Origin of the sequence: Chitinophaga pinensis, assembly GCF_007896845.1 — a bacterium.
Taxonomy (GTDB): Bacteria; Bacteroidota; Bacteroidia; order Chitinophagales; family Chitinophagaceae; genus Chitinophaga; species Chitinophaga pinensis_C.
In genome coordinates this window covers 257,240-275,479 of the sequence record NZ_VOHS01000001.1, presented here as the reverse complement: position 1 = coordinate 275,479, position 18,240 = coordinate 257,240, and the positions used below count along the sequence as shown (strand labels likewise).

Annotated in this window: 15 protein-coding genes; 9 read left to right on the top strand and 6 right to left on the bottom strand. The window is 46.1% G+C overall.

From position 1 onward, the window contains the following. Positions 1-4 precede the first annotated feature (4 nt). A complete protein-coding gene (locus FEF09_RS01160) occupies positions 5-1,780 on the bottom strand; it encodes a DUF4836 family protein (RefSeq protein WP_146303077.1) in 1,776 nt (591 codons plus the stop codon). A gap of 264 nt (positions 1,781-2,044) precedes the next feature. Here FEF09_RS01160 and FEF09_RS01155 point away from each other — a divergent pair, with 264 nt between their 5' ends. Then, positions 2,045-2,332: a YciI family protein gene (locus FEF09_RS01155; RefSeq protein WP_012788497.1), complete on the top strand. Its 288-nt coding sequence runs from the start codon at positions 2,045-2,047 to the stop codon at positions 2,330-2,332. Between the two features lie 56 nt (positions 2,333-2,388). On the opposite strand, the gene msrB is transcribed toward FEF09_RS01155, so the two are convergent. After that, entirely contained in the window at positions 2,389-2,853 is a 465-nt protein-coding gene (gene msrB / locus FEF09_RS01150) for a peptide-methionine (R)-S-oxide reductase MsrB (RefSeq protein WP_146303075.1), read from the bottom strand. A gap of 330 nt (positions 2,854-3,183) precedes the next feature. On the opposite strand from msrB, the gene mutL reads away from it, so the two are divergent. Then, the gene (mutL, locus tag FEF09_RS01145; protein ID WP_146303073.1) at positions 3,184-5,076 is read left to right on the top strand and encodes a DNA mismatch repair endonuclease MutL; all 1,893 of its coding nucleotides are present in this window, start codon (positions 3,184-3,186) and stop codon (positions 5,074-5,076) included. 76 nt (positions 5,077-5,152) lie between these two features. Here mutL and FEF09_RS01140 read toward each other — a convergent pair whose 3' ends face one another. Further along, the gene (locus tag FEF09_RS01140; RefSeq protein WP_146303071.1) at positions 5,153-6,622 is read right to left on the bottom strand and encodes a gluconokinase; all 1,470 of its coding nucleotides are present in this window, start codon (positions 6,620-6,622) and stop codon (positions 5,153-5,155) included. 104 nt (positions 6,623-6,726) lie between these two features. On the opposite strand from FEF09_RS01140, the gene FEF09_RS01135 reads away from it, so the two are divergent. From FEF09_RS01135 to FEF09_RS01115, 5 genes are all read left to right on the top strand, one after another. Beyond that, the gene (locus tag FEF09_RS01135) at positions 6,727-8,466 is read left to right on the top strand and encodes a GMC family oxidoreductase (protein WP_146303069.1); all 1,740 of its coding nucleotides are present in this window, start codon (positions 6,727-6,729) and stop codon (positions 8,464-8,466) included. Positions 8,467-8,487: 21 nt separating this feature from the next. After that, positions 8,488-9,174: a gluconate 2-dehydrogenase subunit 3 family protein gene (locus tag FEF09_RS01130; RefSeq protein WP_146303067.1), complete on the top strand. Its 687-nt coding sequence runs from the start codon at positions 8,488-8,490 to the stop codon at positions 9,172-9,174. 69 nt (positions 9,175-9,243) lie between these two features. Beyond that, a complete protein-coding gene (locus FEF09_RS01125; protein ID WP_146303065.1) occupies positions 9,244-10,689 on the top strand; it encodes a Gfo/Idh/MocA family protein in 1,446 nt (481 codons plus the stop codon). Between the two features lie 128 nt (positions 10,690-10,817). Then, a complete protein-coding gene (locus tag FEF09_RS01120) occupies positions 10,818-12,185 on the top strand; it encodes a carboxypeptidase-like regulatory domain-containing protein (protein WP_186774142.1) in 1,368 nt (455 codons plus the stop codon). Positions 12,186-12,320: 135 nt separating this feature from the next. Beyond that, entirely contained in the window at positions 12,321-12,941 is a 621-nt protein-coding gene (locus tag FEF09_RS01115) for a hypothetical protein (protein ID WP_146303061.1), read from the top strand. Here FEF09_RS01115 and FEF09_RS01110 read toward each other — a convergent pair. From FEF09_RS01110 to FEF09_RS01100, 3 genes are all read right to left on the bottom strand, one after another. Further along, complete coding sequence (locus FEF09_RS01110) at positions 12,938-14,260, bottom strand: D-alanyl-D-alanine carboxypeptidase/D-alanyl-D-alanine-endopeptidase (RefSeq protein WP_186774141.1); 1,323 nt, start codon at positions 14,258-14,260, stop codon at positions 12,938-12,940. The two genes, FEF09_RS01115 and FEF09_RS01110, sit on opposite strands and share 4 nt — an antisense overlap. An 82-nt stretch (positions 14,261-14,342) precedes the next feature. Beyond that, on the bottom strand, positions 14,343-15,680 hold the full coding sequence (locus FEF09_RS01105) for a Gfo/Idh/MocA family protein (RefSeq protein ID WP_146303057.1): 1,338 nt from the start codon (positions 15,678-15,680) through the stop codon (positions 14,343-14,345). 78 nt (positions 15,681-15,758) lie between these two features. Then, positions 15,759-16,730, bottom strand: coding sequence for a formylglycine-generating enzyme family protein (locus FEF09_RS01100; protein WP_146303055.1), 972 nt, complete (start codon positions 16,728-16,730; stop codon positions 15,759-15,761). Positions 16,731-16,895: 165 nt separating this feature from the next. On the opposite strand from FEF09_RS01100, the gene FEF09_RS01095 reads away from it, so the two are divergent. Both FEF09_RS01095 and FEF09_RS01090 read left to right on the top strand, forming a co-directional pair. Next, positions 16,896-17,840 carry a hydroxypyruvate isomerase family protein gene (locus FEF09_RS01095; RefSeq protein WP_146303053.1) on the top strand — a complete coding sequence of 315 codons (945 nt, stop codon included), beginning with the start codon at positions 16,896-16,898 and terminating at the stop codon, positions 17,838-17,840. A 48-nt stretch (positions 17,841-17,888) separates the two neighbouring features. After that, positions 17,889-18,239, top strand: coding sequence for a phage holin family protein (locus FEF09_RS01090; RefSeq protein WP_146303051.1), 351 nt, complete (start codon positions 17,889-17,891; stop codon positions 18,237-18,239). The last annotated feature ends 1 nt before the right edge of the window (position 18,240 follow it).

Sequence of the window (18,240 nt, the reverse complement as noted above, 5' to 3'; positions counted from 1 at the left end):
CAGGTTATTTTTTGTCTGCTTCAGCAGCGTCTACAGGCAGTGCCGCGCTGTCTGTTACAGACACAACGCTATCAAGCGGAGCAGCTTCTGCTTTCTTTGATTCTTCAATGAACTTAGCAGTTTCAGTGCCCAGATTTACCAGTTGCACAAGACTGTTTTCGTTTTCATTTTTGAAGTTCAGCACGATTTCAGAATGCTGTGTTTTACCATCGAAAGAGTTACTGATTGCAGTCATGTCTTTCAGCAGGTTTTTGAATTTACCAGCCAAAGGTCTGCCTTCTGCCGGGATTTCGCTATCCGGGATATTATTGACGATCTTCTCGAAGTTTACATAAGCGCCCATCGGATTACCTTTGATCTTGCTTACGAAACTATTATCCAGACCACCCGCTTTACCTTTACCAGCCAGATACTCTTGCAGTAATGCTGAGTCAGAAGCACTTGTTACCAGTTTATCAGTAATAGAGATAGCAGGCATACCCGGGAAGTTTTGCGTCAACGCGTAACCATCACCTTGTTTGGTGAAGAAACCTTTCAGCATCGGAGAATTCATTACTTTGTCAAAAGCAGCCTTATCGCCTACTTTCATCGCAAATACCCATTTAGATTCAGGAGAGGTGGTAGAATCGCCGTCATACAGACTTGCTTTTTTCTTCATTTCGAAGTCAGAAGCTACGAATACCAGTTGTCCTTTGAATGCATTCAGGATATCGTCCAGTGTCAGACCTGAACTTTGCAGACCCATATTTGCAATACCATCCAGACCGGTGCTTTTCACGATATCGCCGATCATGCGGAAGTCAAAGCCATATACGAGGAAACCGGTGATATTCTGGGAAGGATATTTCTGCAACATGTCCAGATCAGCTTCCATGTTGCCATATTTCTTGTAGATAGCAGCGAGGTCTTTTCCTACATAAGAAGTTCCTTCAACAACGATCTTACCTTTATCAAAATTTACCGCACCTGTGTAGTAGCAACCAGCCAGCAATGTTTTCAGATTAGCTGGCATCATCGCAGCCTGTGCGCTGTAGATTGGCTCCGGATTTACATACAGGCTAACGTCTGCATTATTTTTCAGCAGATCATTGAACGCTTCGATAGAACCCGCAGTTTCCTCTTTTTTCAGGTGGAAAAGGTGGTCTACTTCAGCTACCCATTGCTGAGCACCTTCTGTAGTAACGAGCGCTGCTGGTTGAGCAGTGTTGGAATCTGCGGACTCTTCGCTATCTGTATCTGCACCTGGCACCGGAGGCATAGCGCCCGGAGGCAGTGCTTTCTGCATAGCATCTCCTTCTGTTCCTTTCAGATAGATAACGGTGCTTTTATTCCATGCGATCACCGCTTCCTGTTTTTCTTCCAGGATGTATTTATAGTCAGACTTTGTTTGCAGAGAGAAGTTGCTGACATTCTTTTTCAGATAATCTTCAAATTTGTCTGCATCTTTCAGTCCGCCGGTCAGCGCCACATAAGAAGCTTCCTTGTTGTATACTACTGATACGAAGGAGTTAGCCTGCAGGTCGAGCCCTGAATTCTCAATATCCTTCCAGAACTTCTGCGCTTCGCTAAGCGAATCCTTTTCCTGTACTGCAGCGAAAAGCTTATCCATTGTAATACCGTTGGTAATCAGCTTTTTACTGATTTCCTTACTGTTTACACTTACCACAACGCTGGCTGTCTTAGGAATGTATTTACTCTGTTCCGGTACTTTGGAACAGGAGGATAGCAGGATCGCGATGGCCGATGCGGCTAACAAAGCTTTGGAAAACATTTTTGTCATAATCGGGGGATAAAATTAAAAATGAGTGAATTGGACGCTAAAATACTCTCTTTTTCGTTTACTACCTTATAGGGGCCTTATATAAATTAGCGATTTTATTCATATATTAGCATTTGGGCATCCAACGGGGGTTGTCATGAAATATTGTGATAAAACATTCATTTCTACGCTATTATTATAAAAATAAAAGCTGCAATAGTTTTATACCTTTGCAATATAATGAGGTCTCTAAATGATTCTAAATCCTATTATTGAAACGCTGTTATGTTCTTAATTCTTTTACAATACATCCGTCCGGTAGCTGCCGTAGAGCATTATATGGAGCAACACAGAGCTTTTCTGGAGAAGTTCTATAAGAGCGGGCAATTTATTCTGGCTGGACGCCGTAAGCCGAAATCAGGGGGATTGATCATTTGTAAAGCATCAAGCCGTAAAGAAGTAGAGCAAATTATCACTGAAGATCCACTGGACAAATACCAGCTGGCATTGTATGAGATTATCGAGTTTGAGCCAACATCCTACGTCAACGAGTTACAGTCTTATCTTTCCTAAAAAAATGCCTGATTACGTATAATAACCATATCCGCAATCAGGCATCCGCAGACTTACTATTTCCCATTAAAATTATTTTCGGCCTCTTTCGCTCTTTCAAAGTCCAGTATAACGGAATTGATACAATAGCGTAACCCAGTCGGAGGAGGACCGTCATCGAATACATGTCCGAGGTGTGCTTTGCACCGTCCGCACATCACTTCTGTGCGATGCATGCCATGTGTATTGTCTGGTGCATAGATCAGACTACCTTTGGTCACCGCTTCAAAAAAGCTGGGCCAGCCACAGCTGCTTTCAAATTTTGCGTCTGATACAAACAGCGGGTTACCACAGGCAGCACAATAATAGGTACCGTCATCCTTGCTATTCCAGTATTTTCCTGTAAAAGCCCATTCGGTACCCTTTTCCCTTGCGATATTATATACTTCCGGAGATAAGCGCTCTTTCCATTCTTCGTTGGTGAGGTTCACTTTGCCGGTATCCGTTCTTGAATATACATCACTCTTTTTCTGGTCTTCCATAGACTTATTTTTTGGCGCCTGAGAATAGGTGCGGTTGCTAACTGAGATGGAAACGCCCAAATTTATCAGATTCCACCAGTTCATGGCCTAAAATATTATTGATTAACGTCTTGTTAACAACACAATGATGTGAATAAATTATATTTCCACACCCCGGATAAAGTAACTAACATAATTCCCACAGCTGTAGATGCCCGCCTGTACACACATTCGAATATCAAGTCCATATCAAGTCCACCTCATATGCACATTCTCAGGTACACTTCTTTACCCCAGTTCCCCCATCAAAGGCTAAACTTTGCTAACTTTACGGCAAAAGGCACATAATAAGTGGCGGATATTATAAATCTATTACCAGACAATATAGCGAATCAGATTGCAGCAGGGGAAGTGATTCAACGGCCCGCTTCAGCAGTAAAAGAGCTGCTGGAAAACGCCGTAGATGCAGGTGCGACAGAAATTCAACTCATTATCCGGGATGCCGGAAAAGAGCTGGTGCAGGTGATTGATAACGGGAAAGGCATGAGTGAGACGGATGCACGGATGTGCTTTGAGCGACATGCTACTTCCAAAATACAGACAATAAACGATCTATTCTCCATACGTACGATGGGCTTCCGTGGTGAAGCGCTGGCTTCTATTGCCGCCGTTTCCCAGGTTGAACTCAAAACCCGTCTCCGCGGTTCGGAAATAGGTACCTATATAGAAATTGACAACAGTGCTGTAAAGAAACAGGAAATGTGTCAGACGGCTGAAGGTACCAGTATCGCCATGAAGAACCTCTTCTTCAACGTACCGGCACGTCGTAACTTCCTGAAAAGCAATGCCGCAGAAATGAGGCATATCGTGGATGAGTTCATCCGCGTAGCCATGGCATTCCCCCAGATCCAGTTCACACTTACCAACAATACACAACAGCTTTTCTATCTGGAAAAGGGTTCCCTGAAACAGCGAATCATCGCTATCCTTGGTCAGCATTATAACGCCAGGATCGTTTCTGTCAAGGAAACGACTGACTATATGAACGTACATGGATTTGTAGGGAAACCGGAAACTGCGAAGAAAACCAGAGGAGATCAGTTCTTTTTTGTCAATAACCGTTTCATCAAGAGTCCGTATCTGCATCATGCCATCATGAATGCGTTTGCGGAAATGATCCCGGCAGACAGCTTCCCGTTGTATGTGTTATTTATAGATCTGGACCCCGGTCATGTGGATATCAACGTTCACCCGACCAAACAGGAAATCAAGTTTGATGACGAAAAGCTGATGTATGCCTTTGTACAGTCCGCCGTAAAACACGCACTGGCACAATTCAACATTACCCCTACTCTGGACTTCGGTCTGGATCCGGGTATCCAGCAGCTGGATGCTGTCAGCAAACCATTTACCGAACAGCAACAGGCAAAATCTGTCAATACATCTCTTTATAAGAGCTTTACTCAGGCGAATCAGGCCCATACGATCGACAAATCCAGTAACCTGAAACACTGGAAAGACCTGTATGGCTCCGGTGAGTCTAACGCAACATATCCGGAAACGGAGACTGAAACAATGGACAGTCCGCAGGAAGAGTCTTACACGACCCATTCCACAACAATCGAAAGCCGTTCTTCTGCTACCTCTATGATTGATGAAGGCTGGCAGGATACAAGCATCGATCAGAAAGTCCCTGTTCAGGTACACCAGCAATACATCCTGTCGCAGATCAAATCGGGCTTTATCCTGATAGATCAGCAGGCTGCTCATGAGCGTATCCTGTATGAACGTTACCAACGTGCCGTTCAGGAGACCTCCATTCCCACCCAACAAAGCCTGTTTCCGCAAACACTGCAGCTCTTACCAGCAGATGCAGCACTGATCATGGAAATGATCCCTGATTTGCAGACCCTTGGCTATGACCTTGAGCCTTTTGGCAACAATACTTTTGTAGTGAGAGGTACTCCGGCAGATATCCAGAGCGGTAATGAGCAAGCCAGTATTGAAGGACTGCTCGAACAGTTCAAGCACTTCAGTCATGAACTCAAACTGCCCCGCAGGGAACAACTGATCCGCTCAATGGCGCGTAACAACTCCATACAGGCAGGAAAATCATTGTCTACCCGCGAAATGCAGAACATTATCGACGAACTGTTTGCCTGCACCATGCCGAATTCAGCTCCGGGAGGTAAATACACCTATATCTCCTTTAAACTGACGGACCTTGCTAAAATGTTCGGGTAAATAACTGACAATAAGCTAATTATAATAGAAAAAGCCTGATCGTCTCCGATCAGGCTTTTTTATGTTCACCCTCATCTCACAACAAGGGAAAGATATCTTTCAGGGCGCCATACAATTTACCATGTATTCCATATGCCTTGCCATATACGGCCGCATACTCCGTACGTGGCTGGAATACCTTTTCGGGCACTATCCCGAAACTGGTGTCTATTTTCAGGGTCTGAAATCCTAATAGTACCGCCCCCATAGCAGAAGCATCACTTTCCTGCCGCAGATACATAGGGCGCTGGAATACGTCGGCCATCAGCTGCACCCATTCCGGGGAATGTGTAAATCCACCACTCACTGAAATCTTTTCTACTTTACCGGCGGTCTCTTCCAGTGCTTCTGTGATACTCAACAATCCCATTGCCATCCCTTCCAGTAATGCCCGCATAAAATGCCAGGTAGTGTGCTGTGGCTGTACTCCGATAAAGGCGCCTTTTGCATGACCATCCCATACCGGCGCCCGTTCTCCATGCAGATAAGGAAGACACAGCAGCCCCTCTGCTCCTGCTGGTGTGCTCAATGCCTGTTGCAGACCGGCATCCACATGCAAGGGCTTTTCGGTGGCCGATTGCAGGAAAGAATCAAGGTACCATTGTAATACCACGCCACCATTATTGATGGCTCCTCCCGTTACAAAATGACCGGGTGTCAGCACATAAGTGAACAGCCTTCCCTCCGGATCTGTCAGTGGCTGATCGATAGCCATACGTACCGCACCACTTGTACCGATCGTCAGGGTGGCATGTCCTTTATCAAGGGCATTACTTCCCAGCTGGGCCAGACATCCATCGCTGGCGCCGGCAATAAAGCGGGTATTCGCAGGAATCCCCAGTTCTTGTGCCGCTGTTTCCAGTAAGCCGTCAATGATACTGTTGCTGCTCACCAGTTCAGGTAACTGAGCGGCTGTTATACCAGCTTCGTTCAAAGAGGCAGTGTTCCATTTCAGTTCGTGTATATTAAATAGCCCCGTTGCTGAAGCAGTTGAATGATCTGTGATATATCTGCCAAAGAAATGGTAGAAGATGTATTCCTTAATCCCTATAAAACAGGCCGCGGCTCCAAATATCTCCGGCGCCTCTTCCTTCCACCAGATAATTTTGCACAGTGGAGACATTGCGTGTACAGGTGTACCACTTTGCTGATGTAAACTGGCAGCAAGAGGTGTACTCCGTAATCTGTCAGCCACCGGTTGACTACGGTTGTCAGCCCATATAATTAAAGGCGTCAGGGCTTTCCCGGTACTATCCATGGCCATTACGCTATGCATCGCAGTACTGAAAGACACTGCTGCCGGCGGATCTTTCATAATAGTAGCTACACTCCTGATACCGTTCTTCACAGCTTGTAATATCACATCAGGGTCCTGCTCACTATGGCCGGGCTCCGGTTGCGTAATAGTATACTCCTGCTGAGAATGAGCCATCACCTTTCCATCCTGTCTCACAGCAATCACTTTGGTACTGCTTGTACCCAGATCCACTCCTATTATATATTCCATTACTATGTTTTTAGAAATTTCCTTTTATACTTTTTTTGCTATAATCCTTAGAAAATAATTTATAGATTTAAAATCACTTTAGGTCAAATAAATTATCCACGATTATGGCATTTCAGATAAAACAGAAGGGACCTGTGTATGATATCTGCATTGTTGGTTCAGGTGCAGGTGGCGGTATGGCTGCTAAAATACTCTCTGAAGCCGGACTTAAAATAGCCCTTTTGGAAGCAGGGCCCAAATATGATCCGGCTGACCCGCAACAAATCACCCAGTTAAAATGGCCCTACGCCTCTCCCCGCAGAGGTGCTACCACAACTCGTCCATTTGGCGATTTCGATGCTGCTTACGGTGGATGGGATATCGAAGGTGAACCTTACACAGCAAAGGATGGGACCAAATTTGACTGGTTCCGCTCCCGCATGGTAGGTGGGCGCACCAATCACTGGGGACGTATTTCCCTGCGCTTCGGCCCAAGGGATTTTAAACATAAAAGTTATGATGGTCTGGGTGATGACTGGCCGCTCAGTTATGAGGATGTCGCACCTTACTATGACCGCGTAGATAAAATGATCGGCGTATTTGGCACCAAAGAAGGAATGGTCAATGAGCCGGACGGATTCTTCCTGCCTCCTCCCAAACCACGTCTGCATGAGCTGATGCTGAAAAAAGCAGGCGATAAACTGAATATTCCGGTAATTACCGCCCGTATGTCCATGCTGACAAGGCCTGTGAATAAAGAGCGTAGTGCCTGTTTTTTCTGCGGCCAATGTAACCGTGGCTGTCAGGTATATGGGGACTTCTCCTCTTCATCCGTGCTCGTAAAGCCTGCGATGAAAAGCGGTCATGTCGATCTTTATGACAATGCCATGGCCAGAGAAGTGCTTACTGACAAAGAGGGTAAAGCAACTGGTGTAGCGTATGTTGATAAAACAGATCTTCAGGAATACGTAGTGAATGCCCGGGTGATCGTACTTGCAGCCAGTGCCTGTGAGTCGGCCCGTCTGCTGCTGAATTCAAAATCAGCCCGGTTCCCTAACGGACTGGCCAACTCCAGTAACGTAGTGGGTAAATACCTGCATGATTCTACCGGTTCTTCGCGAGCAGCCTTTATGCCTCATCTGATGGGCCGTAAACGCTACAATGAAGACGGTGTTGGGGGTATGCACGTGTATATTCCATGGTGGGAAGACAATAAAAAACTGGATTTCGCGCGTGGATATCATATTGAATTCGGAGGCGGTATGCGTATGCCATCTTATGGTGGTTTTACCGGTATTGAGCGTCTGAATGGCAAATACCCCGGCAGTGATGGCAAGCCTAAACCAGCGGGTGGATATGGCGCTTCCCTGAAAGACGACTATCGTCATTTTTATGGTGCAACGGTGGGTATGGCCGGCCGTGGTGAGTGTATCGCCCGTGAAGACAACTATTGCGAAATAGACCCGAAAGTGGTGGATAAATGGGGTATTCCGGTACTACGTTTCAATTATACCTGGAGTGATCATGAGATCAAACAGGCAAAACACATGCAGGATACCTTTGATCAGCTGATCCATGAAATGGGTGGTACGCCACTGGGTACCAAACCTGGTCCTGAAACAAACTACGGACTGGAGACACCCGGCAGGATCATTCACGAAGTAGGTACAACCCGTATGGGTGATGATCCCAAACGCTCCGTAGTCAATAAGTATAATCAGGCGCACGATGTGAAAAACCTGTTTGTAGTCGATGGCGGTCCGTTTGTGTCTCAGGCTGATAAAAACCCAACCTGGACCATTTTGGCGTTATCACTCCGTGCTTCAGAATACATGATGAGTGAACTGAAAAAGCAAAACATTTAATACACCTTAATTCCTCCCATTATGGACAGAAGGGAATCGCTCAAAGCGCTGACGATAGGCTCCTTATCAGTTGGCGCCATACTTACCGGCTGTGATGATAAAAAGTCTCCGGCCAAAGACAAAGACTCCGCAGGTAAGCTCGGCGGCTATGGCCGTACAGAGCCAGAAGCTGCCAGAGATGCTGCATTGATGGCGGAAACCTTTTTTACTGCCACCGAGTTGAAAACGATTACAGTTCTCTCTGATATTATTATACCCGCCGATGAACACTCGGTTAGTGCTTCAGCAGCAAAAGTGCCGGAATTCATTGAGTTCATGGCCAAGGACCAGCCGCAGTTCAAATTGCCCCTGCGTGGCGGATTACGCTGGCTGGATGTGCAGTGTATGAAACGCTACAACAATGCGTTTACAGATTGCACCCAACAACAACAACTGGAACTTGTGGACCAGATCGCCTATCCGGAACAGGCCAAACCAGAAATGAGTCAGGGCGTTGCCTTCTTCTCATTAATGCGGGACCTGACTGCAAATGGCTTCTTTACCAGCGAAGCCGGTATCAAGGATCTTGGTTACAAAGGCAACGTTCCTACTGAATGGGATGGTGTGCCGGCAGATGTTCTCCAGCAATATGGTCTTGCCTATGATGAAAAACTGCTTCCACTGTATGTAAAGATGGAGGACAGAGGTACGATCATGACCTGGGACTAATCCACACATCATTAATAACAGGTAATTTCTCTCATTTTCTTTTATATTGATCGGTAAATTTTGTTACATATGGTCGAAAAAAATAACAAGGGAAGTCATGAATCCCGTAGATCATTCTTAAAACAAGGTGCGCTTGCTGCAGCTGGTTTTATGATCGTTCCACGTCACGTCTTAGGAGGTAAAGGTTTTATTGCTCCCAGCGATCGTTTACGTGTTGCCGGTATTGGTGTTGGTGGTAAAGGAGAAAGCGATCTGTCTGAGATTGCAAAAGGTCCTGCAGATATCACTTACCTGTGCGACGTAGACACCCGTAGGGCTGCTGCTTCTGTTGCGCGTTTTCCCAAAGCTAAATTCTACAAGGACTTCAGGGAAATGCTTGACAAAGAGCATAAACATATTGATGCAGTTACGGTTTCCACACCTGACCACCAGCACGCAGTAGCGGCAATGGCGGCCATGCAGCTGGGTAAACACGTATACGTGCAGAAACCACTGACCCACGATATTTTCGAAGCACGTGCACTGACTGCCGCTGCCCAGAAAAATAAAGTAGTTACCCAGATGGGTAATCAGGGTGCTTCCGGCGATGGCGTACGTCAGATGATGGAATGGTACAATGCCGGTCTGATCGGTGATGTACATACCGTTTATTGCTGGACAGATCGTCCGGTATGGCCACAAGGTATTCCATGGTCCAGCATGAAGGCAGAAGTGCCTAAAGAACTGGATTGGGATCTATGGCTGGGTACAGCTCCCTACAAAGATTATATTGATAAACTCGTTCCATTCAACTGGCGTGGCTGGTGGGATTATGGTACCGGCGCATTAGGTGATATGGGTTGTCATATCATCGAACCACCATTCCGTATTCTCGGACTCGGCTATCCGAAATCAGTGGAATGTAGTGTAGGTAGCGTTTATGTAGACGAATTCAAACGCGGTTACTTCCCTGAAAGCTGTCCTCCTTCTTCTCACGTAATCCTGAAATTCGACGGCAAAAATGGTAAAGAGATCACCCTCCACTGGATGGATGGTGGTATTCAGCCAGAACGCCCTGAAGAACTGGGACCTAACGAAGTAATGGGTGACGGCGGTAACGGCGCTATCCTGATCGGTGATAAAGGTAAAATGATGTGTGGCACCTACGGTAGAGATCCGCAATTACTGCCAACCAGCAAAACCAAACAGACGAACACTCCGCAGACCATTGCACGTGTACCGGAAGGACACTATGTACAGTGGGTAAATGCAGCGATTGCTGGTTTCAATAGTCCGAAAGACAAACTGATCAGCTCTCCGTTCTCTATTGCCGGTCCGCTGACCGAAACACTGCTGATGGCCAACCTCGCTATCAGAAGCTTCGACATCAAGAAAGAAAAAGAAGGTAAAACAAGCTTCCCCGGCCGCTATATCAAACTGCTCTGGGATAGCAAAGAGATGAAAATTACCAACTTTGATGATGCCAATCAATTCGTTAAGAGAACATATCGTCAAGGCTGGAGCCTTGGCGTATAACTCAGCAGCGAATAATAATATTCAAAGGGAAGGACAGCAATGTTCTTCCCTTTTTCTTTGCTAATCAGCCGGTTAAGCCCTATATTTACTACAACGATCATTAATCCCATTCCAAATTCCATATGCATTTGTTAAGATTGTCCCCAGTGCTGGTGTATTGCCTGTTGTTATTAACAATAAGCGCCTGTAGGAAAGAAGTTTCTCTTGAAGGAACTCCTCCGGAAACAGAACCTCCCCCTGCTCAAATCGTCACTACCAGTATTCAGGGACGCGTACTGAATGAACAACGCCAGCCAGTACAGGGTGCAACTGTCACAGGTGGCGGTGTAACAGCTACGACTGATGCAAGCGGCTATTTTCTGCTGGAAAAAATCGATGGCCCGGATGATGCAACGGTTGTAACTGCGGATAAAAATGGCTATTTCAAGGGCTACCGTACACTGATGGTGCGGGAAGGCATTATACAATATATACAGATCGAACTACTACTTGAAAATGAGACGACAATAAGCGGAACTACCGGCGGTATTATTCCCTTTCCCGAAGGGACGCTCACATTTCCTGCCGGCAGTATCTTAACTGCCGGAGACCAGATCTATGGTGGCCCGGTTACCGTGCGTTCCATCTATATCAATCCGGAAAACAGTACGATTGCTGATCAGATGCCGGGAGACCTGAGGGGCATAAATAACCAGAACAGACAGGTCTTCCTGCGGGCATTCAGTATGATCACCACAACCATGGAAGACGGAGCTGGTAATACCTTACATCCGGACTCCACCAACCCGGTGACATTCCGCATCATGATACCAAATACCCTCGCCAGCAGTGCACCTGCTGAAATACCTCTCTGGTATTTTAACAGTGCTACCGGCTTCTGGGTACAGGAAGGAACCGCTACCCGTGAAGGCAATGATTATGTCGGCAATATCACAAAACCCGGCTACTGGCTCTGTGCCACCACACTCCCACAGATCGTACTCACCGCCGATATTAAAGATCAGAATGGCAACCCTGTGCCCAATCTCAGGGTAACCGTGATGACCAAAGTAGATTTCATTCCATCCTTCGCCTTTTCGGCCGAAGACGGCATATTCTATGGCAAGGTACCCGCCAATAATGTATTGATCCTGACTGTTACTGATAACTGTGACAATGTATTGCGTCAACAGGAAATAGGTCCTTTCAGCACAGCCGCTACCGTTAATAACGTCAGCGTCACACTGCCGGCAAGTTCCTCCCTGATTATCAAGGGAACGGCAAAAGACTGCGACAACGCCAATGTGGCGACAGGAAAAGTGATCATTAATATCGACGGCGTGAATTATGCAGCCAGCATTTCGCAAGGCAGTTTTAACACTACTATCGTCAGATGTGAAACTGATCCGGTCAATATCACACTGACCGCCACAGATAATGGTACAGGGAAAACATCTGCTATGACCACCAACGCCAGCAGCGGAACTATCACGCCCAATATCGTAGTATGTGATTAACTAATTATGATATTCAATAATTTATACTAAAGCGCCCGAAAGTTTTTTATTACTTTTAGGGACTAACTATCCCGTGCCTTCCTATGCCAATGCTAATTAGAGTAAGTTCCTATGCCGTCTAAACTGCTATCCGTTTTGGGAGCCTTGAGTATTATTGCTATTTGTGCATGTCGTAAAGAGAAAAGCCTTGAAGCACTGAATACCATCACTCCCTGTAGTTATGCCCCGTATACACCCGGGTCATCATTCACTTATCAGTATGCCAACAATCTGGGAGACGCCTCTCAGTACACCCTTAGAGTAAGGAAAGATACCAGTATCGAAGGACGTCGGTATGCTATTCTCAATGACGGGTACAACGACCAGTTTATCCGTTGTGATAATGGCCGCTACTTCCTGTATGAACCGGCCTTGTCCCTGCCTGATTATGAGCGGACACCCGGCGACAGACTTTTTCTGCATGATAGTTATCCCACCGGTGCTACATGGAGCGATACTGTACTCGCAACGGTTGCCGGGGTGAAACAATTCGGCCTGCTGCAATACCATGTACTTGAAAGAGATGTTTCCAGAAGAGTAATGGGTGTAACGTACAACGATGTTATTGTTGTCAGACAGGATGCAGCGATCATTGTCGGAGAAACGACATACCCTGCCGGCACCATCGCCACTTATTATTACGCGCCGGGAGTAGGTTATATAGAAACAAACTCCCCAACAGATACCGTACGGCTGGTAGACTATAAGATCCGTTAGTACTTTTCCCAGATCTGGGTAAGGAAACTTTCTACTGTTCGTCTGACAGCGGTAGCACTATTGTTGTGGTTATTCACCAACACACTGAATACTAAAGTTTTATTCTTTTTGGTGACCAGATATCCACTTAATGCGACACAGCCGGATAGGGTCCCCGTTTTGGCGTGTACGAACTGCTGCTTATAATAATTCTTCAGCGTGCCTTTTCCTCCTGTCGGGAACAATGCATATAATCTTTGTGAAGGATAGGTTTTATACATGTCAGATAACACGCTCACAAAATCTCTCGGCGTAAAAAGATTGTAACGGGAAAGCCCGGAACCATCTACCCACTTTGGCGTATCCGGCAGATTGGCCAGATAACTCTTTTGCATAAAGGCGATCGTACGTGCAGTACTGATTGTATCCCACAACAAAGCGGAACACATCATCAATGTCTGTTCTGCAAAGAAGTTGTCACTACGATGCATCATGGGCTGAAAAAGGGTATCCACGGGAATCCCTCTCAGCAGTGAAAATGAGGTTTGTGCGGGTTGATTACCCCCTGCAACTATACTGATCTGTTTATGTAAAGTATCCTGCAGGCGATACACCAGATCATCATTGCCTCCGGTAATAAAGGGAATTTCTCCTTCCTGTACGCTCTTGTCATTACCATTGTATGTTACCGAGAACCGGTTGCTACGCTCGTCTCTTTCTGTCAGCAGCTCTTCCAGTTTATCATTTCTGTGAACGGAAAAATGGAGTGTATCACTGAACATACGGGGCCATATAACAGTGCTATCGCCATGATGGCGTACACGGGCAACGTTACCATATACCGGCCATTCGTTTAATTCGGGCTGATAGTAATCCGCATAATCGCTCCATGCCCAGCCACTGCCAAAACGTTTATTTTCTATCACGGCCGGCACCAACCTTATCGGCTGACTGGTCTGCTGTAACAATTGCCACGCAGGCTGCACCTTATAATCCGGATGCAGGAAGGCCGGATCTGCCATTCCCTTTACATATAAAGCGGAGTCAGTAAGGAGATAGCGTAAAGCAGGTAATGAATCGCCCAGTAAACGTAATCCGGTATACAGGGTGAAGATTTTTGTATTGGACGCGGGTGTGAAATAATGATCTTCCTGATAATTGTACCAGTATTTACCGGTGGCAGGTTCATAGATACTGATGCCGGTATGCGCCTGTTTCAAAGGGGCGCTTGTCAGCAACTCTTCTTCTGCCCATTTCTTAATCGGACCGTATTGCGCGGTAGCCGGCTTAGCCTGCGAAAGTAACAGACAAGCAGATAAAACAATCCTGAATGATCTCATAAACATCCTTATAAAGTGAAGGCTCCATAAAGGAGCCTTCAACATCTTAGTATAGTAGAAATTATCTCTAATATACAGCGTGTCAGCTGAAATATCTAGTGATACCTGGTTTCGCGTAGGCGTAGTTACCATCAGCATCGGGCACGATCGGCGGAGCAGCATCAAAAGCATAGGTTGCAGGTTGCAGATTCAAACCTGAATTCAATGCTTTATCAAATGCGATAGTCTGTCCGGAATAAGTGGCCAACCGGCCGATAATAGCAGTCAGCGTTGTTTTAGCTGCTCTTTCTGCATCATGGAACTTATACTCCCCTTTTGCGATCGCAGCAAACAGTTCGTCGTGTTCCGCCTGATATGGCTGGTTTTCCAGTTTTTTATCAAACTGGTACAACACTTTGCCTTTATGATCTTTGATCACCGCTTTGTCCATCAGCATGCGGCCTTTTGTGCCGACAATCTCTTCATCTACCCTGCTGTCTGCATCCTTCCAGTGACGACATTGGCTATTCATCACCACGCCATTACCATAACGGTATTCAACATAGTGGTGATCGTAGATCTCTCCGAATTCTTTACCAGTACGTACAGAGCGTCCACCCATACCTACGGCTGTTACCGGATAATCATTCATGAACCAGTTGCCGACATCAATATTGTGAATATGTTGTTCTACGATATGATCACCACATAACCAGTTGAAATAATACCAGTTACGCATCTGGTACTCCATTTCGGTATATTCAGGTTTACGGGGTCTTACCCACAATGCACCCTGGTTCCACCACACCTGCATAGATAAAACATCACCGATGATACCATCCTGAAAACGCTTGTACATTTCACGATAAGAAGTCTGGTAACGACGTTGCAATCCTACTACAACGTTCAGTTTCTTACTTTTCGCTACTTCTGCAGCTTCCAGCACTCTCTTGATACCAGCAGGATCAGTTGCTACCGGTTTCTCCATGAAAATGTGTTTACCCTGTTTTACCGCCTCTTCAAAATGAATCGGACGGAAACCCGGAGGTGTCGCAAGGATCACCACATCTGCCAGTGCGATCGCCTTTTTGTAGGCATCAAAACCGATAAATTTGTTCTCTTCTTTTACATTGAGCTTTCCGGGTGTGTCACCTACTTCTCCTTTAATGTCGTTGTAGCTGTTATTCAGTCGCTCAGCAAAAGCATCGGCCATAGCCACCAGCTGAACATTCTGTTTGGTACTTAGTGCCTGTACAGCGGCACCGGTACCACGCCCACCACATCCGATCAGCGCTATTTTAATCACATTGTCTGCTCCTGAAAAGAAATTGGCCTGAGACAGCATAGGCATGGTCAGTAAACCGCCAGCCAGTAGTGAAGACTCTTTTACAAAGTCCCTGCGGGACTTTCCGTGGAATTGATTCAGTTCTTCCTGTTGCATGATAGAAGGTTTTTTTATGTGTTAATCGGGGGAATTTTTTCTGTTGACCTGTATTCTCAGCCTGTGGCTGTTTGTAAGTTATCTTGCTCCTTTGTATTGATCTACTACCTCTTCAAAAAAACGGGCAGCTTCTTCTTTAGTCGGCTGTTGTGCGGGACGTACTACCCGGAATCCGATAAATGGAGCGTCTGCATTCCACCAGAAGCTTTTCGGTATTTGTGGGTCCCTGCGGTTCCATGTCGGATCTGATTTCAGTCTGCTGGCACTGCGCAATGCTACCGGCTCATCACGATAGTTCCCCCCTTTGATGGTCCGGGGAGTTTTGGATGTTGGCTTGATCCACGGATTGCTTTCTTCTGCATGTTGCAGGTATTGCTCATCGTACTGATCCAGTGTCCATTCTGCCACGTTGCCGAGCATGTCGTACAAACCCCAGGCATTCGGTTTTAACTCTCCTACCTTGTGATATTTGTTATCGCTATTGCCGGCAAACCATGCGTATTCCTTCAGTTTCGAGGCATCGTTACCAAAAGGATAAGCGGTTGCAGCACCTGCCCTGCAGGCATACTCCCATTCTGCTTCTGTCGGCAGACGGTAGAACACACCGGTTTTTGCATACAGCCATTTACAGTACATCAATGCGCCGTACTGACTCATACTGTTAGCAGGATAGCCTCCTACTTTACCCATCCCGAGGGTGAGATCTATATAGGGAGGACTTGGTCTGGTCATGCCATCCGGAATAGGTGTTTTGTCTTTTTCCGGATCAGAATAAACGTCGTACTGCTCAAAGGTAACCTCATAGGCACTCATCCAGAATGCATTGACTTTCACCTTTTTTTGCGGTCCTTCATCAGCATGCCTTCCCTTTTCGCTATCGGGACTTCCGAGCGTTACTTCTCCTGCGGGAATGGGCACCATTTTAAAAGAGAATGTAGTTCCGGGCAGTTTTTCTTCGTAAGCAGCAAATGGCTGGGAGGCTGTCTGCTGTCCGAACACCGGACCAGCAAGCAAAGATCCCAGCGAAAACGCCAATAATCTGTTTTTCATAAAACGTTTGAAAGATAATACCTGTGAATTTATTAAATCAAAACTTGGGATGCAACGTTTTTTCCATGAATGAGGGTAAGAAATACACTTTTCCCTCCCGGAGCCCTTGCACCGGAATCAAAAAGCGATTACATTTAGCATTCATGCAATCAACCCTTTAACGTTATGGAAAGAAGAAAATTCCTTCAACAAAGCACATTGGCAGGTCTTTCTACGCTGGCAGCAGGCAGTGCTGTCGCAGCAACCCATCATTCCTTCAATGATAAGGATAAGGATAAGGATAAAGAACAGGCAGGCAAAACCTTCAATCTCAACTACGCCCCTCATGACGGTATGTTTAAAAACAGCGGTGGTGAGAACTTCCTTGATCAGATACAGTTTATGTATGATCAGGGTTTCCGTTCAATTGAAGACAACGGCATGATGAAAAGAGATACGGCTGAACAGGAGAAGATTGGTAAACTGCTCAGCAAACTCGGTATGCAGATGGGGGTATTTGTGATCGATGCGGGCGATAACTGGAAGGTATCTCTGACCAGCGGCAAACAGGAGTTTAAAGATGCTTTTGTAAAAGAATGTAAACGGGCATTGGAAACAGCCAAACGTGTCAATGCAAAATGGGCTACCGTTGTACCAGGTTATTTTGAACGCAACCTGCCTATTGGCGTACAGACAGCCCATGTTATCGAAGCATTCCGTGCAGGCGCCGGTGTACTGGAAAAAGAAGGTCTGGTGATGGTGATGGAGCCACTGAGCGACAATCCTGACCTGTTCCTGCGTACTGCAGAACAGAGCTACGGCATCTGTAAAGCGGTTAATAGCCCAAGCTGTAAAATACTCTACGATATCTACCATATGCAGCGCAATACCGGCAACCTGATTCCTGTAATGGACATGTGCTGGGATGAAATTGCCTATATCCAGATCGGCGACAATCCTGGCCGTAAGGAACCAACAAGCGGTGAGATCAACTACAAGAATATTTTCAAACACCTCCACAAGAAAGGATTCAAAGGTATTCTGGGTATGGAACATGGTAATGCCTATCCGGGAAAAGAAGGCGAACAGGCCCTTATAAAGGCATACCGTGAAAGTGATAATTTTCTGTAATCGGGTATAACACCAATTTTATTACCTTCCCGGAAAATTCGGGTCCCTATGAACTTTATTATCCGGTTATTAGTGACGGCACTGGCAGCAATGGTGACTGCCTATATATTGCCCGGCGTTAATATTGAGGACTTTACCAGTGCGCTCATTCTTGCATTAGTATTGGCTATCTTGAACCTGTTAGTAAAACCGATCCTGGTGTTACTGACCTTACCTGCAACAATACTGACGCTTGGACTGTTCCTGCTGGTGATCAACGCCGTGATCATTTTACTGGCCGCAAAACTGGTGAATGGCTTTTCCGTGGATGGCTTCTTCTGGGCGCTGATATTCAGTGTAGTACTAACTGTAGTCAGTGGTATTATGCACAGTATAGCAGGAGGCGATAAGAGGCAATAAC